The organism is Methylobacterium gossipiicola (genome assembly GCF_900113485.1).
Classification (GTDB): Bacteria; Pseudomonadota; Alphaproteobacteria; order Rhizobiales; family Beijerinckiaceae; genus Methylobacterium; species Methylobacterium gossipiicola.
On sequence record NZ_FOPM01000026.1, the window covers coordinates 25687 to 49485 of the forward strand.

Here is a 23799-nt window from a genome sequence, read left to right on the forward strand (position 1 = left end):
CCCCGTGGCCCGGCCGGCCATGCGAAAGAGGAACCCGACCGTGACCAGCCCGATCATCTCGCCCTCGATCCTCTCGGCGGATTTCGCCCAGCTCGGCGCCGAGGTGCGCGCCGTCTCGGACGCCGGGGCCGACTGGATCCACCTCGATGTCATGGACGGGCATTTCGTGCCCAACATCACCTTCGGCCCCGCGGTGGTGAAGGCCCTGCGGCCCCACAGCACGAAGCCGTTCGACGTCCACCTCATGATCGCACCGGCCGATCCCTACCTCGCGGCCTTCGCCGAGGCCGGGGCCGACACCATCTCGGTCCATGTCGAGGCCGGCCCCCACATCCACCGCTCCCTCCAGACCATCCGGGATCTCGGCAAGCGCGCCGGCATCGCCCTTAACCCCGGCACGCCGGCGAGCGCGGTGGAGCCCCTTCTCGATCTGGTCGACCTCGTCCTGGTGATGACGGTGAACCCCGGCTTCGGCGGCCAGAGCTTCATCCCCTCGACCCTCGAGACCATCGCGCGCATCCGCGCCATGGCGGCGGGCCGTCCCCTCGACATCGAGGTCGATGGCGGCATCACGCCCGACACGGTCGCCCTCGCCGCACGGGCCGGCGCCAACGCGTTCGTGGCCGGCAACGCCGTGTTCAAGGGTGGCCCCGCAGGGTACGCCGACCGCATCGCGGCGATCCGGGCGGGTGCCGGGGGCGATGCCGCGTCATGCTGAAGGCGCTGATCTTCGACGTCGACGGGACCCTGGCCGAGACGGAGGACCTGCATCGGCAGGCCTTCAACCGCGCCTTCGCCGAGATGGGCCTGCCCTGGACCTGGGAGCCGTCCTTCTACGCCGAGTTGCTCACGGTGATGGGTGGTAAGGAGCGCCTCGCCCATTACGTCGAGACCCACCACGGCGCCGATCTGCCCGCCCTGCGCCCGCGCCTCGCCGAGATCCACGATCGCAAGACCCGGATCTACGGCGACCTCGTGGCGAGCGGACGCCTGGGCCTGCGCCCGGGCGTCGCCCGCCTCGTCGCCGAGGCCCGGGCGGCGGGCTTGCGCCTCGCCGTCGCCTCCACCACCAGCCGGCCCAACGTCGAGGCCCTGCTGCGCATCAATTTTCCGGATGGCGACACCCCGTTCGCCGTGATCGCGTGCGGCGACGAGGCTGCCCGCAAGAAGCCGGCGCCCGACGTGTTCGAACTCGCCCTCCTGCGCCTCGGCATCGCCGCCACCGAGGCCATCGCGTTCGAGGATTCGGAAGCCGGCATCCGCTCGGCCCTCGATGCGGGACTCCCCGTCATCGCCACCCGCAGTCAGTACACGGAGAGCCATCGCCTCGACGGGGCGTTCTCGGCCGTGTCGGACCTGGGGGAACCGGAGGCGCCGCACACCCTTCTGTCGGGTCAGCCCTGGCCCGGCGCCGTGGTGACCCTCGCGGGTCTCGAAGCCTGGCAGAACGCCCACGAGACCGCGGCCTGAACGGCCCGTCGTCCGCTCACTCGCGCTCGGGACGGGCCTGCAGGATCGCGGCGCGGATATAAGGGCGCTTGAGGAGCGGCCCGGCCCCGGAGCGGTGGAAGAAATCGTCGGCGCCCGGATGCCGGCGCACGGCCTTGCCGAGGTTGAGGCGATAGCCTTCCTTGAACACGTAAGGCGGGGCCATGGGATCGGCCATGAAGACCGCGACGGCGGCCTCCACCTCGGCATCGGCGATGAGGCCGAGATCGCACAGGGCCTGAACGGTCAGCTTTTCAGTCATGCCGCTGGCTTAAGCCGGAATGGCCGGCGACGGCAACGCATCCGCGTCGAAACAGTGGTGCCGGTTGCGGGACTTGAACTCGCGACCTACCGCTTACAAGGCGGTTGCTCTACCAGCTGAGCTAAACCGGCGTTGCGCGTTGCGCTACCAGCGCGCCCCTTCCCGCGCAAGCCCCCGCGCGGCCCATCCCGCAGCCCCGTGTTCAGCGTTCCGACAGGTTCGCGCGCTTAAGTCTTGGCTACGGTCGAGCTTCCCATACAAGTAATTCTTCCAGCAACAATCCAGAAACAAGCGAGCGAAATCAGCCGATTAAGGTAATATGAACATGTTTTTCAGTACGTATTAAATCGCCCCTCGATAGCACCGCCGTCGACAGGACGGCGGATGAGGTTCCGATTCGCGGAACCTTTGGCGACCACGCTGCGACAGCGGTGTTCGCATCCGCCCTCGGACGATGGGCGAAGATGACCAGATACGCGCGCGATTCGGGCCTTCAGGGCATCCCCGCGACGACGGCACCGCAGGACGAACCGGGGAAACGCACGGCGTCCCCTGCCCCAACCGCGGCCGTATGCGCGGAGAGGGCGGCGCGACCCCGGTCGGAACACGCGTCTCCCCCCCTCGACCGCGAATCGCGCCGACGGATCGGCCGCAACCTGCGCCTGCTCTACGCCGACATCCTGAACCAGCCGCTGCCGGACCGCTTCACCGCCCTCCTCGACAGCCTGTCGTCGTCATCCGATTCGCGGGAGGATTCATGACCTGCCCTCCGATCCAACCCACCGCGCCGGGCGGCGCCGATGCCGAGATGCGCGACCTGCTACTGGCGGCGATTCCCGCCCTGCGGGCCTTCGCCTACTCCCTCACCTACAATCTCGACCGTTCCGACGACCTCGTCCAGGACACCCTGGTGCGGGCCTGGACCAAGGCCGAGAGCTTCCAGCGCGGCACCAACCTCACGGCGTGGCTGTTCACGATCCTGCGCAACCTGTTCTATTCCGAGCAGCGCAAGCGCAAGCGTGAGGTCGAGGATGCCGAGGGCCTTCATGCGGGCCGGCTCACGAGTCTGCCCGAACAGGAGATCCGCGTAGAGATGCGCGAGTTCCAGGCGGCCCTCGACACGCTTCCCTTGAGCCAGCGCGAGGCCCTCGTCCTCGTGGGCGCCCAGAGCTTCACCTACGAGGAGGCGGCGGCCATCTGCGGCGTCGCCGTCGGCACCATGAAGAGCCGGGTGAGCCGGGCCCGGGGGCGCCTCATCGAGACCCTGGGCATGAGCGGAACCGACGACATCGGCGTCGATGCCTTCACCCGCGCCGCCGCGGGCTCGGGCCCGTGACCACGGGACACGGTCGGCCGCGTTTCCTCGACCGACCGTGTCCACGCATGGGGGAAATCCTCTAAGAGGGCGGCACGGCGAGCCTCCGGCTTCGCCCCGTCCGTGCGGTCCCGGCCACACCGGGGCGGTCACCCGAGGAGCCCCGCCATGCGCGCCCTGATCGACCTCGTCCGCGTCCTGCGGCCGCGTGACCGGCGCCGCCTCGCCCTCATCGCCCTCGGGCTCGCCTGCGCCGCCCTGTTCGAGGTGGTGGGCGTCGCCTCCGTGGTGCCGTTCCTGACCCTGGTGGGCGACCCCTCGGCCGCCGGCCGCATTCCCTACCTGGCGGCCATCCGCGACGGCCTCGGGCTGACCGACGACCGCACCTTCCTGATGGTGACGGGGGCCGCGGCGCTCTCCGCCATCCTCACCACCAGCGTGGTGAATGCCGGCCTCACCTTCGCCCAGCTCCGCTTCACCAACCTCACGGGCTACGGCCTCGCCCGGCGCCTGCTCGCCCGCTACATCGACCGCGACCGCCTGTTCTTCGCCCAGGCCAACAGCGCCGAACTCGCCAAGAACGTGCTCAGCGAGACCGACCGCCTCGTCGTCGGCGTCCTCACTCCCACCACGGTCATCGCCTCCCGCAGCGTCTCGGCGCTTGCCGTCGTCACCTTCCTGATCTTCTACGCGCCCCGCCTCGCCCTCATCCTCGGCGGCGGCTTCGGCGGCCTCTACGTGTTGCTCTACCTCGTGATGCGGGTGCGCCTCGCCCGCCTCGGCGCCCGCGCGGTGGCCGACAACGAGCGGCGCTACCGCGTGGTGCAGGAGACCTTCGGGGCGCTCACCGAACTCAAGCTCTACGGCCGGGCCGAAGCCTTCGCGGCCGGCTTCGACGCGCCCGCGCGGGCCTATGCCAAGGCCACGGCCGCGAGCCTGCTCACGGGTCAGCTGCCCCGCTTCGTCATCGAGTCCCTGGCCTTCGGCGGCGTCATCGTGGTGGTGCTGTTCGCCCTGTCGCAGGGCCTCGACACGGCCGGGCTGCTGCCGCTCCTCGGGCTGTTCGCCTTTGCCGGCTACCGCATGCTGCCGGCGTTCCAGAACATCTTCACGTCCCTCGCGCTCCTGCGTTTCTACCTCCCGGCCGTACGCGTGGTGGTGGAGGAACTCGCCGACGAGGGGGTGCCCCGGCCGCGCCCGACCACGCGCCTGCCGTTCGAAAGCGAAATTCGCCTGACGGGGGTCACCTTCGACTATGCGCCGGGGCGCCCGACCCTGCGGGACATCAGCCTGACGATTCCGGCCCACACCACGATCGGCCTCGTCGGCCGCACGGGTTCGGGCAAATCCACCCTCGTGGGCCTCATCCTCGGGCTTCTCACCCCGACGGCGGGCCGCATCACCGTGGACGGCGTGCCCCTCGACGTCGACACCCTGCCGGCTTGGCAGAACCGGGTCGGCTACGTGCCGCAGGACGTGTTCCTCATCGACGCCTCCGTGCGCGAGAACATCGCGCTCGGCATTCCGCCCGAGGCCGTGGACGAAGGGGCGGTGGAACGGGCGGCGCGGCTCGCCGGCTTCCACGCCGTGGCGCTCGGCCTCGAGGGCGGCTACGGGGCCGGTGTCGGGGAGCGCGGCACGCGCCTCAGCGGCGGCCAGCGCCAGCGCCTCGGCATCGCCCGCGCCCTGTACCACGACCCCGACGTGATCGTGTTCGACGAAGCCACCAGTGCCCTCGATGGCGAGACCGAGGCGGCGGTGATGGAGGCCCTCGCCTCCCTCAACGGCACCCGCACCATCATCCTCATCGCCCACCGCCTCACGAGCCTCACGGCGACGGACACGGTGCATGTGCTCGATGCGGGGCGGCTCGTGGCCTCCGGCCCCCTATCCACGGTGATGTCGGCCGCCGCCCGCGTGGAGACCGACGCCGAGGCGTGAGGGGCGGGCATCGACGGGAAAACCTCGAACCTGGCCCGGTCCCTGCGTGTATTCAGCGTGCATGGGGCTCGATCGGCCGTATACCGGAACGTCCTGTATCGGTTATCCTGTTCTCCCAGACAGGGTTTTCTGTCCGGGTCTCGGCCGTTTCGACACGGCTTCGGGAACAGCTTGCATGGTTTGGCATGGTCGACGCTCTCGCTCAGAAAACGCCCCCGCGGATCGATCCCCTGCTCCTCGACAATCAGCTCTGCTACGCCCTGTACGCGGCGGCCCATCGGATGACGAAATCCTATCGCCCGATGCTGGAGCGCCTCGGCGTCACCTACCCACAATACCTCGTGCTCCTCGTCCTGTGGGAGACGGACGGCGTCACCGTTTCGGAGATCGGCCGGCGCCTGCGCCTCGATTCCGGCACCCTGACGCCGGTCCTCAAACGCCTCGAAGCGGGGGGCTTCCTCGTGCGCAACCGGCGGCGGACGGACGAGCGCGAGGTCGAGATCGCCCTGACGCCCCACGGCCAAGGGCTCCGGAAAGAGGCGGTGGCCGTGCGGGAATCGGTGATGTGCCAGCTCAATATGTCCGAGCCCGAGGTCCAGGCGATGCGCGCCGACCTGAACGCGCTCATCGAGAACCTCAGTGCCAACGGCTGATCCGGTTTCGCCCGATCGGAGCGGAAACCGGATCACGAAGACCCACGGCGCGCGCGGACAACCGAACTCCGCCCTTCCGGAGGATTCGAACGGATTTCGGATGACACCTCGACCGCGTAAGGTGCCGATCGGTCGCAAGACATTAGCCGCATAAGCTTCGCGCCGGAGGCGAGCGACGTGTATGCCTCCCTGCCAGGACAGGCCGTCCAGCCCCGGGACTCTCCATGCCGCATTCGGATCGTCAGACGCCCTCTCCTGACTCCGCCCAGCCCTATGGGACGAGGCCGGCCCAACGCCCCCGGATGGCGCGGCGGCTCGGCGAACTGCCAGGGCTCGGGGGCGTTTCCCCCCGATGAATGCGACCCCAACCGAAACGGACCGCGATGCCCGACGTCAGATCGGCGCGCTGCCGTACCGACGCATGCGCGACGGGACCTACACGATCCTGCTCATCACCTCGCGGGAGAGCCGCCGCTGGGTGATTCCCAAAGGATGGCCGATGAAGGGGCGCAAGCCCTTCGAGGCCGCCGCGCGCGAAGCCTACGAGGAGGCCGGGCTCCTCGGCTCCATCGGCAAGCGCCCCCTCGGGTTCTACCTCTACGAAAAGCGCCTGAAGAGCCGCGATTCGGTGCTGTGCCAGGTGAAGGTCTACCCCCTCGAAGTGCGCAAGCAGCTCAAGACCTGGCCGGAGAAGGACGAGCGCGAGGATCGCTGGTTCTCCCCCGCCGAGGCCGCCGACGCCGTGGCCGAGCCGGGGCTGGCCGCCATCATCCGCGCCGCGTGCAAGCGCGACGCCGAGGTGTTGCGCTGAGGCGGGGCCGACACGAAACTTTGCCTTTCGGTGCAATTGAGGCGGCTCAGGTGATTGCCAAGCCCGCACCGATGGGCTAATCCCCCGCTCGTCCAGACGGCGACGCCGACACGGCGAACCAACCGGACGATACGCTGCTGTAGCTCAGTGGTAGAGCACTTCATTGGTAATGAAGAGGTCGACAGTTCAATCCTGTCCAGCAGCACCATCGCTCTCCGAACCTTCTAAAATCTAAGATGACGTTTTCGGCGCGGCGGTGACGGTCAGCGTTCGCGCTGGCGCCCGAAAATGGATCGCGCCTGAACCATCCCCTTCTCACACGTCATCAATCGAAACTTGCCCCGTCTGTGGCTTGGCGCTTCGCCTGCTGCCGGCCGAGCCAAAGGCTGTTGAACAGCCAGGCGAGGGACAGCGGCACCGCCGCCACGGCCACCGCCGTCGCGCCGAGACCGAGGGCGGCGATCCCGGTGAACGACCATGCGCCGATCTGGTCGCCCGTGCGATACACCACGGTGTCGAGGAAGGTCTTCGCCTTATAGCGGTCCTCGCGCGGCACCACCGTGAACAGCACCTCCCGGATCGGCCGGGCGATGGCGAAGTTGCCGGCCCGCCGCAGGACCTGGAACGCCACGATGGCCGTGATGGTGGGCGAGATCGCCAAAGCCGCGAAGCCCAGGATGCTCGCGGCCGGCAACAGGGCGAGGCTCGGGCCGACACCGATGCGCCGGACGATGCGGCCCGTGAGAAAGAACTGAACCCCCAGGGTCAACCCGTTCACGAGAAGATCGACGGTGGCGAAGAAGGCCGTCTGGGCGCCGCGATTCGGAAAACTCGCCTTGGCGATGCCGGCCTGCTCGAAATACAGGAACGTCGAGGTGACGGAGAACAGCAGCAGGAACAACCCGATGTTGAGGAGGTAGGGCGAGCGCAGGGTGCGGGTGATGCCGGCAAACGCACTGCCGCCGATGGCCTCCGACGCGGCGGCGGTGGGCCGCCGGTGCAGGGTGTCCGAGAGACGCGCAAGCCCGCGCATGCTGAACACCGCCACTTCCAGCAGCACGGCGGCGCCGACGAGGAGCGCCCAGGTCGGCACGTCGCGGGCGAGGATGGCGGTGGCGGCCGAGCCCGCGATGGCCCCGAGGGTGGCGCCCGCCGCGATGAAGCCGAACAAGCGCTTGCCCTGCTCCGTCGAGAACACATCCACGATGGTGGCCCAGAACACCGAGACCACGAACAGATTGAAGACCGAGAGCCAGACGAAGAAGGCCCGGCCGATCCAGACGTCGTTCTCCGGGCTCGCGAGGGCGAGACCGCCCGCGAACAGCAGGATGTTGGCGGCAAAGAACCGGTAGGTCAGAGGCACGAACCGGGCGCGCGGCAGGGTCTTCACCAGCCAGGCGAACGGCACGTTGAGGGCCAGCATCCCCACGAGGGTCGCGGTGAACAGCCAGGGCAGGTTCTCGAGACCGCCGGCCACGCCCATCTGATCGCGGATCGGGCGCAGGACGTAGTAGGCGGCGAGAAGCGAAAAGATGTAGGCCCAGGACCACGCGAGCGCCCGTCCCTCCCCGGGCCGGACATCGACGAGGCGCCCGAACCACGACCGGGGCCGGTCGGCGGCGGAACCCGGATCGACGGTCCCGCCGCTCTGGGTCAAGGCGCCACCCCGAGGCGAGCCTTGAGTTCCGGCGCCGTGAGATCGTGGCCGAAGCCCGGCGAGCCTATGGCGAAGCCGTCGGCTTTGGCCAGCGGACCGACCACCACGGGATCGAAGCCCGCATCGCTCACGAGTTTCGCCACGGTCGCGAGGGCCTGCGGATCGTCGCCCGCGAGGGGGATCGCCATGCGGCCGCCGTCGCGATGGGCGTTCTTAGCGAAGATCCTGTAGTTCGCCGCGTTGAAGCCGCGCACGATCCGGGCGCCGCGCAGGTACTTCGCCGAGACCACCGCGATGCCCTGATCCTTCACCTCTCCGTAGACCTCGCCGTCGCGGGCCTGGGTGGCGTTGCCGGCGTCAATGACGGTCTTGCCTTCGAGCGCCGTGCCGTAATCCCGCGCGATCTGCGGATAGGCCTTGTAGGGCACCGCGATGAGCACGACGTCGCCGAAGGCGATGGCCTCGGCGGCCGTGCCTGCGCGGGCCTTGGGGCCGAGGCTCTCGACCAGCCCCTTCAGTTCCTCGGGATGGCGGGAGGACAGCATGACCTCATGGCCGGCCTTCGCCCACAGGCCGCCGAGGGTGCCACCGATGTTGCCGGCCCCGATGATACCGATGCGGGCCGGCTGGGACGCGCCCTGCGCCCAGGCGGGCGGCCCAGCCAACAGGGCGAGACCCACGCCGAGGGCGAGGGCCGCACGGCGGGACGGCGCCTTCCGGCGGGTGGCGGAGCTAGAGCGCATCGACGAAGGCCTCCATTCGGGCACGCTGGACGGCGTCGGGCAGGCGGCCGCGCGCGGCGCCGAGATTGTCCTCGACGTAAGCCACCTTGGCCATGCCGGGGATCGGGCAGGTGACGGCCGGATGGGCGAGGACGTATTTCAGGAAGAATTGCGGCCAGCTGGCGCAGTCGAACTCGGCGGTCCAGGGTGGGAGATCGCGCCCCTGCACCGCCTTGAACAGGCGATCGCGCCCGAACGGCACGTTGACCATCACGGCGATCCCCCGTTCGGCGGCGAGGGGCAGGATGCGCTCGGCCGCGCGGCGATCATCGAGGGCGTAGTTCACCTGCACGAAATCCAGGGTCTCGCGGCGCATCAGGGCTTCGAGATCGGCGAACTGAGTGTCCCGCCACACGGTGACGCCGAGATAGCGGATGCGCTTCTGGCCCTTGAGGTCGCGCAGGGTCGCGAGGTTCGCGGTCGGATCGATGAGATTGTGCACGGCGACGAGGTCGATCACCGCCGTGTTCATGCGCTTGAAGGAGCGTTCGATCTCGGCGAGACCCGCCTCGCGTCCGGGCGTGCCGACCTTGCCGCACAGGAACACTTTTTCCCGCAGGCCCGGCTCGGCCAGGATCAAACCGAGGACGTCCTCGGCCGTGCCGTAGCTCGGGGCCGTGTCGATGACCGATCCGCCCAGAGCCTCGAAGCGCCGCACGGCCTCGCGCAGGGGCGCGATCTTGTCCGGTGTCGGCTCGACCTCGTAGCGGCGCGAGGTACCGATGCCGATGGCCGGCAGGGTCTCGCCGGAGGACGGGATCGGGCGGCGGATGAGCCCCTCCGGCTCGGCCCATGCGGGGGAGACGGCTCCGCCGAGGACTGGCAGCGCGAAGGGAAGCAGGCCGGCGCCGGCCAGGACGGCGCGTCGGGACGGATGCATCGGACCGGGCTCCTCACGCAGGTGGGTCCCCCTCACTTAGGGCACGCCGGCGCCGGGAGGAGGCCGGTCCGTCAGGTGAGCGCGCGCTGCAGGGCCGTGGCGAAGCCGGTGAATTCCACGGTGCGGCGCCGGTAGCATTGGAAAAACCGCACGCGCCCGGAAAGCAGCGCGGCCCTAGGTATCCCGAGTTCGAACCCGCCGCCAAGGGCCTGGGCCGTGCCGAGATGGGCGGCGATGTCCGGCCGGGCGAGGCGTGCCGCGATGCAGGCGCGCGGCCGCCCGGTGGCATCGTCCCACAGGGCGAAGGTGCAGAGCACGTCGCCGAGGCCCCGCGCGAAGCCCCAGCCCCGGCACGTGACGAGTCCGGACGCGGGCGACCGCGTGGCCTGCTCGATGGCCGGCGCCCGTTTCAGGCGCTTGATGAAGCGCCGACGGAAGGCCGCCGGCATCGTCCCGTCGAAGCGATAACGATCCGGTCCGTCGACGATTTCGAGGTGCGCGGGCCCCTCGTCCCGCCCCGAGGGGCCGTCGTCGAGGACGATTGCGTAGCGGCCCGGCTCCAGGCCGGTGAGGGCCGCGACGAGTCGGAAGGTTCCGTCGCCCGCCGCCCCGGGGGTGCCGCGGGCCAGCCATTCCGTGCCGTCCGCCCCCCGCAACCGGAGACTCGGCCCAGCATCGGTGGCGCCTTCGAGCCGGCCCGCGACGGCCCATAAATCCCCCGGCGCGGCCAGGAGCACGCCTCCGGCCTCCGAGAGATTCTGACGGATGTCGCGCAGGGCGGGACCGGCTCCGGCCGAATCGCCACGGATGAAGCGCGCGAGCGCCCCATCCGTGGTGCCAGGGGCGAAGACTCGGCCGAGGCCGAGGGCCACGAGGCCGCCCGCGCGGTCGGTCTGGACGAGATCGAGGGTGTGGGGACCGAAGTCGAGGCCGGCGACATCGACGGTCCCGATGAAGCCGGCCCGCGCCGCGTCGGGGTCGCCGAGGCTGGCGGCCACATCCGCCCGCTCGTCGGGATGCAGCGCCGCGTAGACCGTGCGCGACGGGCCGGTGAAGCGCAGATAGGTCCGCGACGGCGGCGGGGCGTCGAGACGGCGCAGCCATCCCTTCACGGAGAGGTGACGCAGGACGAGGTCGTGGCCGGTTGGATGCGCGATCTCCCGGTCGTCGAGGCGCAGGCCATCGCGGACGAAGGCCAGGGCCGGATGCGTGAGGGGGAGCACGATGGCGGGGGGGCTCGCCTCCGCCTCGGGCAGGGCGTCGAGGAGGGGCACGGCGGGCCGGGCGACCGCGCCCGTTGGTGTCGTGGAATTGGCACCGTCCCACTGGATGTCGCGCAGCACCCAAGAGTGGGCGTTCACCCGCAGGCCCATTTCCGTGAGGGACAGGTCGAAGGTGACGCGCACCCGGTCCGGGACCCGGTCATGTGGGCACGGATGGGCGGCGATGAGCCGTTCGTAGACGTCCCGTACCCCGTCGAGATGCGCCGCCACGGTGGGGAAGCGTTTCGCCCGCACCACCGCCCGCATCCGTTCGAGGCGCTCCGGATCGTGAAAGAGATCGAGGAGTCGCGCCCGCACGGTGCCGGGATCGTGGGGCGGAACCAGGAATCCGTCGACCCCGTCCGTCACCCGCTCGGCCAGCGCCCCCAGGGCGGTGACCACGGGCACGAGGCCGGCTTGCCACGCCTCCGTCAGGGCGATGACGTAGGTCTCGGGCCAGGTGGAGAGGTGGAGCGAGACGTCGCACCCCGCCAGCAGGGCGTGGATGGCGTGCGGTTCGTAAGGGCCCGAGAGGGTGACGCGGTCGGGTGGAAGCCCCCGCAGGCGCCCGGCATGGTGCGCGTCGATCCGGCCGAACACCTTGAAATGGATCGGATACTCCTCGCAGATCCGCATGAGTTCGATGATGTCGTCGCCGCCCTTGTGTCCGGCGAAGTTGCCGAGCACCGCGACGGTGAGCCGGGGCGCATCCTCCAGCGCCAATGGCGTCCGTCGCGCCACCAGGGGGGCGTCGAACGGGGCCAGCATCGGCAGGGTGACGATGCGGTCGGCCTCGATCTCCGGATAGAACGCCCGCAGGTAGGCGCCCGTCCCCGGCGTGCTGGCGACGAAGGCGTCGATGGCGCGCACCACGCGCGACACGAATCCGTCGCGCCGCGCCTTCGCCCCCGGCGGATAGTTGCTCGCGGCGACGAGGCAGGCGTCGCACTGGTCGCGCCCGCGCGCCACCACGTCGCAGAAACGCCCGGCATGGTCGAGGAGCAGCCAGCGCTCGCAGACGAGGTAGTGGTCGTGCAGATGATAGACCACCGGCACGCCGCAGGCCTTCGCCACGAGCGGCAGGCTGAGCGGCAGGTGGAGCAGGTGGTGGATGTGGACGAGGTCCACCCGGTGCTCGAACAGGATGCGCTCGAACACGCCCTCCACGTGGGGATCGGTGAGCTTCGGCAGGCCGATGGCGCCGCACTCCACGGTCTCGCTTACCCCCCGCCCTTCGAGGCGCAGGGACCAGCGCCCATCGTGCAGGAGGGGAAACAGGAACAGCACCTCGTAATCGGGTGCCAAGCCCGCCAGGGCCTCCTGATAGATCTCGACGCCGCCGCCGCCCCGATAGCCCGCGCGGTTGTGGCTGAGCATCAGAACCGTGCGGGCGGTGGCCCGTCGCCGGGGACGCGGCCGGCGCGACAGGGCCGAGGCCGCGTCGAGGATCGCCGCCACACGGTGGTCGTAGAGGTGCTCGGCCCGGGTTCGGGCACGGGCCGCCCGCGCCGCCGCGATCCGCGCCTCCGGCCGCTCCAGCATCGTGGCGATGACCGCCGCGCCCGCCGCGTCGTCGGCGCACAACGCGATCTCGGCCCCGGGCTCGTAATAGTCGCGGATCTCGGGCTCGGGCGAGATGACCACCTGAAACCCGCCGGCCAAGGCCGTCTCGAACAGCCGGGGCGGCGGCGTCGAGCCCTGGGCCTGGCTGGCGTCGGAGGCCGAGAACACCCGCGGCAGGGTGAGGACGACGCGGCTGCGGTTGGCCAGCCGAGCGAAATCCCGGTTGCCGCAGCGCCAATCGGTGACGAGCCCCGGATCGTCCAGGGCGGGCGGGCCGATATAGGGGTTCCACGGCAGGGCGAGCTTGACCTTCAGGTCCGGCGGCAGCGTCGCCAGGATCGCGTTCAAGCTCTCCACCCGGTTCGGCCAGGCGGTGCCGATGAACAGGAGGTCGTAGAGATAGTCCCGGTCGTCGCCGAGCACCGGCAGGTCCTGGAACAGGCTCGCGGCCGCCAGCGGCAGGTGCCGGGCGCGGCCGCCATAGGCCGGAACGCTGGCCCGGTCGTTGGTGAAGACGAGGTCGAACCCCGTCGAGCAGCGCACGTTGTCGGCGCGCTCGTAGGGGTCTTCCGTGGTCCAGAGAATGCTCAAGGGGGCCAGCGCCGCGAGGCGGCCGAGGATCGGCGCGTGCTTGCGGGCGCCCCCGAAGGCGATGAGCGTGTCGTGCCCCTCATCCACCAGGGCCTCGAGGGCATCGGCGTGCCCGGCGAGGCGGACCCGCGCCACCTTCGGGTGTCGCCTCAGGGCGTCCGCGATGGCCAACACGATGTAATGGTTGTGCGTGCCCGGCTCCGTGTCGAGGAGCAGGATCGAGAAACCCGCCATGATGTGTGCGGTCCCGTCAGCGCCCGGCCACGGCGAGACGCGGCCGCTCCGACACCCGTTCCATCGCGGCGGTACTGCGGCACAGGGCGAGGATGCGGGCGGCCCTTTGCGCGTAGGTGTGTTCGCGCAAGGCCCGGGCCTGGGCGCGGGCCGCGACGGCCTGGATCGCGGCCGGATCGTCGAGGGCCTGCTCGATGGCACGGGCGATGTCGGCGACCCCGTCCACGAGCAGGATTTCCCGGCCGGGCTCGAACAGGTCGCAGATCTCGAGACCCGTGGCGAAATAGAGCTGCGCCGAGCCGGCGAGCGCCACCTCGAAGGTGCGCGGCCCTGGGGTGGCCGGCGGCAGGGCGAAGCGGCGGTTGGCGATATCGAGGTCGCGACCGATGTTCAGGGTCAGGCGCGCCCCTGCGGCATGATCCGCCATCTCGGCCGGGCTGAGACGCCGGTTCGCCGCGCAGCGGATGTCGGACGGCCAGTCGGCGCCGAGGATCGCCACGGGATGGCGCGACAGCAGGGCATCGGCGCGGCGAATCAGGGCAACGCGGTTCGGATAGGCGACCCCGCAGAAGAACACCACGTGCTCCCGCTCCGCCACCGGCACGAGGGCGCGGAAGTGGCGAGTCCGCGAGGCGGCCAGCGGCAGGTGGTGGACGTTGCCGTGCCGGTAATGGTGCACGGCCCAGGAATCGTTGGAGAAGATAATGTCGGCGGTCAGTTCGGCCTTGAACGCATAGTCGAACTCGTAGGGATCGTCGGTCAGCCAGAGGGCGAGTTCGGCCCCGACCCCGTCCGCCGCGCGGCGTAGCCCCCGCAGATCGGACGCATCCGGCACGATGCTGCCGACGGCGACCACGAGATCGGGGCGAAACTGGCGGATCGCGCCGGGGGCGAGATCGAGGGGCACCGCCTTCACGGTGTCCGCACCCAGGATTTCGGTGAAACCCTCGGCGAGATTCGGACGGATCACCGCGTTGGTGTTCAACCCATCCTGAAACGTGCTCGTCACGAGCACTTTTTGCCGCCCGACACCTCGACCGCTGTGGAAATTCATTCCGTGGCTCGGACCCAATACCAAAATATGACCGTTTGACTTTACGAATCCCGGAACAATAAATCCGAGCTCTCAGATTGTCCATGTATCCCATACGGACCAGTATTTGGGATGATCCGGCAAAATAGAATATGACAATAAGAAAATGAGCCGGGATAAATCGGCAATTCCGGCGTCGGAGGTCAGAACCGCCGAAGCGTCGGCCTTCGACATCCGCGCGCTCCATCCGTTCCGTACCCATCTCACCGGCTCGATCCGCGTCACAGGCGCCGATCCCGAGACGGTTGCCGCCTTGCGTGAAACCGCCCTCTCGGTGGCGACGGGGGATGCTTCATCCAGCGAAACCGGGTTCGACGCCGTGGTGCTGATCGATCCGTCGGACGAGGCATTCGGCACGGCCTCGGCCGCCCTGAAGCCGGGCGGTCACCTCATCGTGGTGGTGGAGAACGGCCTGAACCTGTCCCGCGCCGTGCACGGAACGGGCGGACCGCTCGGCCTGTTCGCGGAGCGGGATGGCCGAGCGGGCGTGGGGCACCAACCGCCCACCCATCCAGGTCTACGGGACCGTCTCGCCGAACTCGGCCTGACGCGGCAGGACTGGTGGTTCCCGTTTCCGAGCCACCGCCTCGCCCTCAGCCTCGTCTCCGCGCGCGGGCTGGCAGCGGGCGAAGGGGAGTTCGATCCTGGCCTCCTCGCCGCCGACGCCGCGGCGTTCGCGCCTTCGGTTCCCGAGGCCGAGCGGCCGGCGCTGCGACGCGCCTGGGCGGGCGCAGCCCGGGCGGGCCTGTTGAGCGCGTTCGCCCCCGCCTTCGTGGTGGTGGCCTCGTCCGCGCCCCTGCCCCCCGACGACCGTCTCGCCCTGCATTTCGGCCATCGCCGCCGCGCGGCCTTCGACAAGGTCGTGAGCTTCGCGCCCTGCGGCGACGGGATCCGGGTGAGCCGCACCCCCCTCCATCCCGGCCTGCCGCGCACGGTGGAGGGCGTCACCAACCGGTTCCCGGATGAGACCTATATCCCCGGCGTGCCGTGGCAGGCGGCTTTGCGGACGCGGATGGCCGGGGACGGCTGGACCCTCGCGGACCTGATCGCCTGGGCCTCGATCTGGTGGGAGGCCGTGCGGACGCTTCACGCCGGCGGAGCCGAACTCACCCTCGCAACTCTCCTGCCCGGTGGCGCCGTCGATGCGATTCCCCGCAATCTCCTGTACCGGGACGGCGCGGCGGTCTTCATCGATGCCGAATGGGAGATCGAGTGCCTTACGGCCGGTCATCTCCTCGTGCGCGGCCTCGTCAACGCGCTCACCGATGTCGAGGTCTGCGGCGTTCCGGCCTCGGGCCTCGAGCTGTCCCTGCTGCCCCTTGTGCGGGCCACCGCCCAAGGCCTGGGCCTGCCCCTCGACGGTGAAACCCTCGACGCGATCCTCGCCCGCGAGGCCCGGTTCCAGACCCTCGTGAGCGGGCGCCCGACGCGCCGCGACCGCGCCTGGCTCGCCGCCACCCGGCTGCCGGTGCGAACCGCTCTCTCGGCCCCCTTCGCGGAGCGCGACCGCATCATCGCCCGCCTCGAGGGCGAAGTCGCGGCCCTGCGGGCTGAAGCGGAGAGGCGGGTCGCCGCCGTCACGGAAGAGCTGGACGAAGCCCGCCGCCGAACCGACCGGGTCATCCGCTACGCGGCGGAACTCGACCGGGAGCGCGGGCGCCTGACCGCCGCGCTCGACGGCGCACGGGCTCGCGTCGATGCCTTGGAGGCCGATCTTCATAGGCCGCCGGCCCGCAGGCGATACCGGATGCTGTCCGACATGGTCGGCACCGTGCTGCCCACCGGTCTACGCCGAACGCCCAAGCCGGACAGCGGCGCATGACGTTGCCCCCCGGCGCCCATCCGTATGCCGCCCTGCCCGACCGTGCATTCTGGTCGCGCGCCTTCGATGGCCGTGCTCCACGGGATCTCCTGGACCCGAAACACGGGCCGCTGATCCCGGCCGGCGCCCCCATCGTGTCGGTGGGGAGTTGCTTTGCCGGCAACCTCGTGCCGTTCCTCGAACGCGCCGGGCTGCCCTATCTCCGCACCGAGCCCCTGGCCGATTGGCTGAGGATCACGCCGGAGGCCCTGGGCTATGCGCGCTACAGCGCGGCCTACGGCAACGTCTACACCGCCCGGCAGCTGCTCCAACTCCTGCGCCGGGCCTGCGGCACCTTCACACCCGTCGAGGATCGCTGGTGCGAGGCTGACCGCGTGGTCGATCCGTTCCGGCCGGGCCTGCGCTACACCGCCCGCACGGAGCGGGAGTTCACGGCCCTCACCGCCCAGCACCTGCGGTTGACCCGCGAGGCTTTCGCCCGCGCGGGCGTCGTCATCGTCACCCTCGGGCTCAATGAGGCCTGGACCGCCCACGACGGCGCGGTGTTTCCCGCCTGCCCCGGCACCGTGGCGGGGCGGTTCGACCCCGCGCGGCACCGCTTCGTCGAATTCACCTGCGCGGAGGTGACGGCGGATCTCGCCGCCTTCGTCACGGAACTGCGCGCCCTCAACGCGGGGGTCCGCGTCATCCTCACGGTCTCGCCCGTCCCCCTCGTCGCCACGGTGGGCGGGCGCCATGTGCTGGAGGCGACCACCCACGCCAAGGCCGTGCTGCGGGTGGCGGCCGGAGACGTCGCCCGCACCCTGCCCGAGGTGATCTACTTTCCCGCCTACGAGATCGTCACCGGGCCGCAGGCCGCGGACGGATTCTTCGCCCCCGATCGCCGCAGCGTCAGCCCGCAGGGCGTCCGCGCGGTGATGCGGGTGTTCCTCGCCGCCTGCGGTCGCGATCTGCCGGAGGACACCGATGTGATCTCCCCCGCGTCGCTCTCCGAAGCCGCGCGCCTGTCCCACGCCATCACGCAAGCCGAATGCGAGGAGGAGATGGCCGAGCGCCCGGCCGCTGCGCTCCCTTTGCCATCCCACGAGACCGAAACCATGCCGCACGACGCCCCCGATCCCGACACCGCCGCGCGGATGGCCGCGCTCGCCGCCGAGCACGGCCCCCTCCCGGCGGATTTCGACGGCGCCACCTATATCGGCCTGCATCCGGACCTCGCGGCCCTGTTCACGAACGCCTGGCAAGGCGATCTCCACTACCTCGAACATGGCCGGCGCGAGGGCCGGATCTACCCCTCGAACGTGACGCGGGCCGAGACCAAGGTCGCGCAGGCCCGGCGGATCGCCCTCGTGCTGGACGGCCTCGACGGCGCTGGCAAATCCTCCATCGCGCGCCGTGTCGCCGATGCCATCGGCGGTCGCGTGCTCCACCCCTATGACGGCAACGGCCCGCTCCTTGTCTGGCTCGCGCGCACGGGCCAGCACGCGCTAGCCGATTCCATCGCCCATGCGGCCGTCGCCATGGCCATGGACGCGGTGCCAGACGGCGTCCCCATCGTGTTCGACCGCCACTGGTTCACCGCCTCGCAACTGTTGTCGTCGCTCTACCGCCCCGGCTGGGAGCCCCGGCCCTTCACCCTCCTGTGCTGGGCCGACCGCGAGACCACCGTGGCGCGCATGATCGCCCGGGGCGAGGACCGCGACGCCCTGGAGATGACGGAAGACCGGGTCGAGACCTACCGGCGGCTCGCCGCCGAACTCGACGTGCCCCTTCTCGACACCTCGCGCACCACCCCGGAGGAGGCGACAGAGCGCGTCCTCGCCCTCATGACCGCGCGCGGCATCCTGCCGTGGCGGGGCGCGGCGTGAGTCCGATCGTTCTCGCCGGCCACTCGCACCGCAAGGCGCTCGGCGTCGTGCGGGGCGACCGGACGCGAGCCCCCGACCTCCTCCCCCTGGAGCCGGCGGACCCGCGCTTCCTCGGCCTGTCGGGCGGGCCGAAACAGGCCGTCTATTGGGACCGCCTCTGCGCCCTCGCCCCGGGCCGGCGCATCGCCCTGGCCTGGGAAGGCAACCGCTACAACGATGCGTTCCTGCTCCAGGGCGAGCCGGCCTTCGATCTCTTCGTGGCCGAACTGCCGCATCTGCCGGTCCTCCCCGACCGGGTGATCGTGCCCGAACGCGCCGTGCGCGAACGCTTCGCCGAGACGGCTTCCGGCCTCGCCGCCTTCCTCGAACGGCTCAGCGCGCAGGAACCGGCCGGTCTCGTCCTCGTCGGCGCACCGCCGCCGAAAGCCGATACGGCGCGCCTCACCGCCCTCCTGGGCATCGGCGCCTACGACGCCAAGCTCGCCGCCGCGAACGGCCTCGATCCGGACCGCCTCACCCTCACGCCGGCCTCCGTGCGGCTGAAGCTCTGGCACGTCGAGCAAACCGTGCTGCGCTGTGTCGCCGAGCGCTTCGGATGCCCGGTCGTGCCCGCACCGGAAGCCTGCTTCGACGGGGCGGGCTGCCTCCATACGGACTACTGGGCCGAGGATGCCACCCACGCCAACGCCGCCTACGGCGCCCTGATGCGCGAGCGCCTCGCTAACCATTTCACGTGAAAATTCCGGGGAGAACGTCGCCCATGCGTCTCGTGATGACGCTGCTCATCCGCAACGAGATCGACATCATCGCGGATTGGCTGACCTACCACCTCGCCCAAGGCGTGGATTTCATCATCGTCACCGACAACGGCTCCACGGACGGGACCCTCGACGTGGTCGCGCGCTTCGTCCCCACGGGGCGGGTCTGCCTCCTCATCGAGGAGGATCAGGATTACCGGCAATATGCCTGGGTCACCCGCATGGCCGGCCTCGCCCGCGACCTGTTCAAGGCCGACTGGATCATCAACAGCGATGCCGACGAGTTCTGGCACGCCGAGGGCGGCAGCCTGAAGGCAGTGCTGGAGACGGCCGCCGCCGACGTGCTCATGGTTCGCCGCCGCAACATGATCCCACCGGAGGACGGTCGCCCGTTCCTGGCGGACGGCACCCTCGCGGTGCTGGAACCCGTGGCCGACCGCAGCCGCTCGAAGCTCATCCGCACGGTCAGCGCCAAGGCGGTCTGCCGGGGGCCGGGCTTCGTCGCCATCGGCCAGGGCAACCACGCAGCGACTTACGACCGCCCGGTGAGCCGGGCCGACGAACCGCGCCTCACCATCTACCATTACCCCGTGCGGAGCTACGCCCAGTTCGAGGCCAAGGTGATCCAGGGCGGCGCCGCCTACGCGCGCAACACCGAGTTCGACTCTGGCGTCGGCGGCCATTGGCGCCGCTGGTACGCCACTTGGCAAGCGGGCGGCCTCCGGGCCGAATACGACGCCATCGTGCTGAGCCCCAAGGAACGCGGGACGGCCCTGGCGGAGGGCATTCTCGGATACGACGACGCCATCGCGCGCCTCTTCCGCGCGCGGGGCGACGGCGTGCCCGCCGCCGAAGCCGACCGGATGGCGGATCTCATCGCCCTCGACGGGCCGCTCCCCGCCGACTTCGATGCGGCAGGGTATCTGCGCCTGCACCCCGACCTTGCGGCCCTGTTCAGTGCCCCCTGGCAGGGATGTCTGCACTACCTCGAACACGGCCGGCGTGAGGGCCGGATCTATCCCTCGAACCGGACGCGGTCCGAGGAGAAGGGGGCGCAAGCCGGGCGCATCGTGCTGGCCATCGATGGCCTCGACGGGTCGGGCAAATCGGCCGTCGCCCGCCACGTCGCGGCGGCCCTCGGCGCCACGGTGCTCGATCCGTTCGCGGGCCGGATCGGCGCCCTGATGGTGCATCTCGCCCGCCTCGGGCAATACGACCGTGCCGATGCCGTGGCGCATGATGCCGTCGCCCTCAGCCTGGCGGAGGCGCCGCCGGGGCCGGTGGTGCTCGACCGGCATTGGTTCACCGCCTCGCAGCTGCTCTCCAGCGCCTACCGGGCCGGCTGGGAGCCGCGCCCGTTCAGCGTGATGACCTGGGCCGACCGCCCCACCACCTTGGCCCGCCTCACGGCGCGGGGCGTCCCCGACGCCGAAGCACAAATGACGGACGACCGGATCGACACCTACCGGCGCCTCGCGGCGGAACTCGGGCTGCCCCTTCTCGACACCACTCACACCACGCCCGAAGAGGCGGCGGCTTGGGTGCTGGCCCGGATGGCAGAGGGGGCATCGGCCTGAGGAAGCGCCGTGCTCTGCCCGACACCCGCCGAAGGGCTTGCCCTTCGGAAACCCGGTCAGGCCGGCGTGAGATCGACGGGGCCTTGCGGGACACGTCGGTCCCAGCCGATGTGGCGGACGTAGCCGACGCGATCCAGGATCACCGCCCGGTAGCCCAGGGCGTGATAATGCTGCGAGATCTGGCCCTCGTGCTTGAGCGGGCTCGCGAGGATGCGGCGGAAGCTGCCGAGCGCCGTGTAATCCGAGAGGCGCCGCAGGCCCGGATTGAACGTGAACCCGCGTGCCACTTGCCCCGGTAGCCGAAGGCCAGCACCCCGAAATCCTCCGCCGCCGAGGTGAAGTGCAGCGGATGGCCGTTGGTGTCGTCCCAGGCCCGGAGCCAGACGCAGAGCGTCGAGGGATCGACGGCGAGAACGGCACGGCTGCGCTCGATGAAGCCGCCGCGATAGAACTCCCAGTCGTCTTCGAGGTGGAAGATGTAGGGCGTACGCACCTCGGCGTAGCCCGTCTCGATGGCGGCGATCTGCCCGCATGACCGGCCGAGCCGAATGAGGCGCGCCCCGTGCCGGCGGCAGATCTCGGCGGGATCGCCGGGGCCGTCCTCCACCACGACGATTTCGGCGACCCGCCGATCCGTATTCCAGGTCCGGAAACTCGCGAGCGTCCGCTCCAGCAGGTCGTGGCGCCCGCATGAGGTGAGCACCACGGTGACGTCGGCTGCCTCCCGCCCGCGCCGCCATCCGGCCGTCCACCCCATGCCCCGCTCCCCCCTCGCCATGGAAAAAGGGGCGGCCCGTCTCCGAGCCGCCCCCCGATCCTCGAACCCGTTCGGGTCAGAAGTTGTAGCGAACGCCGCCGCGCACGGCCTGGATCGTATCGGAGGAGGCGAGTTCCGCGTCGTAGCCGAGGAAGCCGGCGAGGCCGGGCGCCAGCTCCGTGCTGACCCCGAGACCGACGAGGGCCCGGTCGCGGTCGAGGCGGCGGCCGGACACCGCGAACGGAACCGTCGGCACCAGGGTGAAGGAAGCCCCGATGGTACGGCTGACGTCAGCGAAGTCGTGGACGTAGGCGGCCTTGACCCAGAACGAGACCGGGCGACCGTTGAACACCGTCGTCGCCGTCTCCAGGCGACCACCCACCAGGGTGCGGGCCGAGAGGAAGTCCTTGGCGGCGATGGTGAGGCTCAGGGGGCCGGCGGTGCCCTCGGTGACCCGGTCCTGATCGAAGGTGTTCACCTGGAACCCGACGAAGGGCGACAGCACCGTGGTGGGGGCGAGGGCGAAGCGGTAGCCGAGTTCGCCGGCGGAGATGAACTGATCGCCGCTGATTTTGCCCTGGGCGCCGCCGGCCTGGATCTGCGGTAGACCCAGCGAACGGTTCACCCGACCCTCGGTGTGGGCGTAGCCCACGGTGGCGTTGGCGTAGAGGGCGCCGTTGGTGAAGCCGCCGTAGAGACCGACCTGGGCGTTGTCCGTATGCGCCCGCTCGCCCGTCCGGTTGAGGCCGACATCGACGGAGCCGTAGCCCGCCGCGATGCCCAGCACCGTGCCGACCTGCGGGTGGAAGTCGATGCCGCCCGCCATGCCGGCGACGGTCTCGGAGCGACCGGCGGCGTTGGCGGTGGAATCCACGCTGCCGAACTGGCCGTAGCCCGTGGCCCAGACGCCGTAGCCGCGGCTGGTCTCGATGAACCGGGGCGCGGACGGAGCGGCGCGGTTCGGCATGTCGGCGGCGTAGACCGTCGGCGGCAGGGTGAAGCCCGTCGGACCGGATTCCGTGCTCGCCGCATAGGCCCGCGACAGGAGCTGGCTGCCGAAGGCGCGGCCCGAGCGGAGCTGCGGGTCGGCGAGCGACGCGTAGCTCTGGCCCGAGACCCGGTCGAGGGTCGCGGCAATGCCGGCGTTGCTCTGGTTGTCGATGGCGAGCAGCGCCTGCGGGTTGTTGGCGAGCGCCGCATCGAGGCCGCGCGCCACGTTGGCTTGGTTCGCCGTCTGCGCCACGAGGCCGAAGCTCTGCTGCGCCAGGGTCACGTAGGCGTTGTTGGCGTCGGTGGAGGCGACGGCCCGGATGAGGAACGGCAGGGAGCCGTTATCGGTCACGGTGGCGAAGCTGCCGCTCACGCCGCCGGCGGCGGAGAGGACGGTGTAGCGGGTGTTGGGCAGGTAGGTGCCAGCCGCCGCGAACAGGCTCGCGGTGCCGCCGAGGGTGGCGGTGCCGGTGGTGACGAGGCGGGCGGCCTGTCCATCGGGGGTGATGGCGCTCTGCAGCGTGCCGCTGGCCCCCTGCACGTAGTTGCCCGCAACCGTCAGGGTGCCGCCGGGTGCGGCGGCGGAGCCCGGCGCGACGATGCCGGCGTTGGTGAGGTTGCCGACCACACGGCCGGTGCCCGCGAGGGTGCCGGAGGCGCCGACGCTCGTGTTGGCGTTGAGGGTCGAGTTCACGGTGAGAACGCCGCCCGAAACGGTGGCGCCGCCCGAGACGGTCTGGGTCGAGCCCTGAGCCAGGGTCCAGGCGCCATCGGACTGCCGCAGAGTGGTGAAGCCGGTTACGTTGCTGGCGAGGGTGCCGGTGCCCGACAGGTTCAGGGCGTTGATGCCGAGCCCTTGCGCGGTGATGGCGCCGCCGATGGTCGAGCCGGTGCCGAGGTTCACCGTGTTGCGGCTCGCCGCGACATCCGCGAAGGCGATGTTGCCGGTGATGGTGCCCGTGTTGGTCAGGGTGTGGTTGCCCATGCCGTACTGGACATTGCCGGCGATGCGGCCCGCATTGGTCGTGGTGCTGTTGCGGCGGTTGGCCGTGGTGGCGTTCTGCGGGTCGGCATCGGTGAAGCGCACGTCGCCGTTGATGACGCCGCCGGCGTTGTTGGCGAGGGTGGCGTTGCCGGCACCGTAGACCACGATGGCCTGACCACCGGTCGGACCGGTGATCGTTCCGTCGTTGACGATGGTGTAGGCCTGCGCCCGGCCCTGGATGGCGCGGACCCCGGTGCCGGTGCCGCTGATCGTGGCGCCGGCCCGGTTGGTGACGGTGAGGGCCGCGACGTCGTCGTCGGAATCGATGGCCGCGACGGCCGCCGTGCCGGTCCCGTTGCGCGTCGCCGAGATGGTGCCGGCATTGGTGATCGCCATGGAGGCGATGTTTTCACCGGCATAGATGCCGCGCGAGATGCCGATGCCGTTCTCCGTCACCGCGATGGTGCCGTTGTTCGTCACCGCCACGTTGGCGAAATCCGCGCCCGTGGA

The 23799-nt window shown here is 70.5% G+C and carries 19 protein-coding genes and 2 tRNA genes; 12 read left to right on the forward strand and 9 right to left on the reverse strand.

The annotated features are described in order from the left end of the window. The first annotated feature begins 19 nt into the window (after positions 1 to 19). Together rpe and BM249_RS17840 are read left to right on the forward strand one after the other, a co-directional pair. Entirely contained in the window at positions 20 to 718 is a 699-nt protein-coding gene (gene rpe / locus BM249_RS17835; protein WP_091974555.1) for a ribulose-phosphate 3-epimerase, read from the forward strand. Then, positions 712 to 1470 carry an HAD-IA family hydrolase gene (locus tag BM249_RS17840; RefSeq protein WP_091974522.1) on the forward strand — a complete coding sequence of 253 codons (759 nt, stop codon included), beginning with the start codon at positions 712 to 714 and terminating at the stop codon, positions 1468 to 1470. The genes rpe and BM249_RS17840 overlap by 7 nt, the downstream gene beginning before the upstream one ends. A 16-nt stretch (positions 1471 to 1486) precedes the next feature. Here BM249_RS17840 and BM249_RS17845 read toward each other — a convergent pair whose 3' ends face one another. Beyond that, entirely contained in the window at positions 1487 to 1750 is a 264-nt protein-coding gene (locus BM249_RS17845; RefSeq protein ID WP_091974523.1) for a hypothetical protein, read from the reverse strand. A 55-nt stretch (positions 1751 to 1805) separates the two neighbouring features. Continuing rightward, positions 1806 to 1881: transfer RNA gene (locus BM249_RS17850), tRNA-Thr, on the reverse strand. Between the two features lie 333 nt (positions 1882 to 2214). Between BM249_RS17850 and BM249_RS17855 the strand changes: the two genes are divergently transcribed. The 6 genes from BM249_RS17855 to BM249_RS17880 all read left to right on the forward strand — a co-directional run bounded on the left by BM249_RS17855 (position 2215) and on the right by BM249_RS17880 (position 6678). Continuing rightward, positions 2215 to 2511 (forward strand): NepR family anti-sigma factor, encoded by a 297-nt coding sequence (locus tag BM249_RS17855; RefSeq protein WP_091974524.1) that lies wholly within the window; start codon positions 2215 to 2217, stop codon positions 2509 to 2511. Continuing rightward, positions 2508 to 3086 carry a sigma-70 family RNA polymerase sigma factor gene (locus BM249_RS17860; RefSeq protein WP_091974525.1) on the forward strand — a complete coding sequence of 193 codons (579 nt, stop codon included), beginning with the start codon at positions 2508 to 2510 and terminating at the stop codon, positions 3084 to 3086. The genes BM249_RS17855 and BM249_RS17860 overlap by 4 nt, the downstream gene beginning before the upstream one ends. Positions 3087 to 3233: 147 nt before the next feature. Beyond that, complete coding sequence (locus BM249_RS17865; RefSeq protein ID WP_091974526.1) at positions 3234 to 5006, forward strand: ABC transporter ATP-binding protein; 1773 nt, start codon at positions 3234 to 3236, stop codon at positions 5004 to 5006. Positions 5007 to 5191: 185 nt separating this feature from the next. Then, positions 5192 to 5659 carry a MarR family winged helix-turn-helix transcriptional regulator gene (locus tag BM249_RS17870; protein WP_091974527.1) on the forward strand — a complete coding sequence of 156 codons (468 nt, stop codon included), beginning with the start codon at positions 5192 to 5194 and terminating at the stop codon, positions 5657 to 5659. 352 nt (positions 5660 to 6011) lie between these two features. Continuing rightward, positions 6012 to 6470 (forward strand): NUDIX hydrolase, encoded by a 459-nt coding sequence (locus BM249_RS17875; RefSeq protein ID WP_091974528.1) that lies wholly within the window; start codon positions 6012 to 6014, stop codon positions 6468 to 6470. 133 nt (positions 6471 to 6603) lie between these two features. Continuing rightward, positions 6604 to 6678, forward strand: a tRNA-Thr gene (locus BM249_RS17880). Positions 6679 to 6795: 117 nt separating this feature from the next. Here BM249_RS17880 and BM249_RS17885 read toward each other — a convergent pair. The 5 genes from BM249_RS17885 to BM249_RS17905 form a co-directional block, all read right to left on the reverse strand. Continuing rightward, positions 6796 to 8127, reverse strand: coding sequence for an NTP/NDP exchange transporter (locus tag BM249_RS17885; RefSeq protein ID WP_244528848.1), 1332 nt, complete (start codon positions 8125 to 8127; stop codon positions 6796 to 6798). Beyond that, positions 8124 to 8870 carry an NADPH-dependent F420 reductase gene (locus tag BM249_RS17890; RefSeq protein ID WP_091974529.1) on the reverse strand — a complete coding sequence of 249 codons (747 nt, stop codon included), beginning with the start codon at positions 8868 to 8870 and terminating at the stop codon, positions 8124 to 8126. Before BM249_RS17890 ends, BM249_RS17885 begins: the two co-directional genes overlap by 4 nt. Continuing rightward, positions 8860 to 9789, reverse strand: a complete 930-nt coding sequence (locus BM249_RS17895) for an aldo/keto reductase (protein ID WP_091974530.1) — start codon at positions 9787 to 9789, stop codon at positions 8860 to 8862. The genes BM249_RS17890 and BM249_RS17895 overlap by 11 nt, the downstream gene beginning before the upstream one ends. 71 nt (positions 9790 to 9860) lie before the next feature. Further along, positions 9861 to 13439 (reverse strand): glycosyltransferase family protein, encoded by a 3579-nt coding sequence (locus BM249_RS17900; RefSeq protein WP_091974531.1) that lies wholly within the window; start codon positions 13437 to 13439, stop codon positions 9861 to 9863. 16 nt (positions 13440 to 13455) lie between these two features. Continuing rightward, positions 13456 to 14448 carry a CgeB family protein gene (locus tag BM249_RS17905; RefSeq protein ID WP_244528849.1) on the reverse strand — a complete coding sequence of 331 codons (993 nt, stop codon included), beginning with the start codon at positions 14446 to 14448 and terminating at the stop codon, positions 13456 to 13458. Positions 14449 to 14638: 190 nt separating this feature from the next. Here BM249_RS17905 and BM249_RS17910 point away from each other — a divergent pair, with 190 nt between their 5' ends. From BM249_RS17910 to BM249_RS17925, 4 genes are read left to right on the forward strand one after another with little or no spacing between them, the layout of a single operon-like run. Further along, on the forward strand, positions 14639 to 16354 hold the full coding sequence (locus BM249_RS17910) for a hypothetical protein (protein ID WP_091974536.1): 1716 nt from the start codon (positions 14639 to 14641) through the stop codon (positions 16352 to 16354). Then, a complete protein-coding gene (locus BM249_RS17915) occupies positions 16351 to 18222 on the forward strand; it encodes a GSCFA domain-containing protein (RefSeq protein ID WP_091974538.1) in 1872 nt (623 codons plus the stop codon). The genes BM249_RS17910 and BM249_RS17915 overlap by 4 nt, the downstream gene beginning before the upstream one ends. After that, positions 18219 to 18959: a hypothetical protein gene (locus BM249_RS17920; RefSeq protein WP_143103794.1), complete on the forward strand. Its 741-nt coding sequence runs from the start codon at positions 18219 to 18221 to the stop codon at positions 18957 to 18959. Before BM249_RS17915 ends, BM249_RS17920 begins: the two co-directional genes overlap by 4 nt. Positions 18960 to 18982: 23 nt before the next feature. Next, positions 18983 to 20557: a glycosyltransferase family 2 protein gene (locus BM249_RS17925; RefSeq protein WP_091974542.1), complete on the forward strand. Its 1575-nt coding sequence runs from the start codon at positions 18983 to 18985 to the stop codon at positions 20555 to 20557. Between the two features lie 139 nt (positions 20558 to 20696). Here BM249_RS17925 and BM249_RS17930 read toward each other — a convergent pair whose 3' ends face one another. Both BM249_RS17930 and BM249_RS17935 read right to left on the reverse strand, forming a co-directional pair. Continuing rightward, a complete protein-coding gene (locus BM249_RS17930; RefSeq protein ID WP_177232449.1) occupies positions 20697 to 21314 on the reverse strand; it encodes a glycosyltransferase in 618 nt (205 codons plus the stop codon). Between the two features lie 76 nt (positions 21315 to 21390). Further along, positions 21391 to 23799, reverse strand: a 2409-nt coding sequence (locus tag BM249_RS17935; RefSeq protein ID WP_091974547.1) for an autotransporter outer membrane beta-barrel domain-containing protein, incomplete at its 5' end; no start/stop codon positions are given.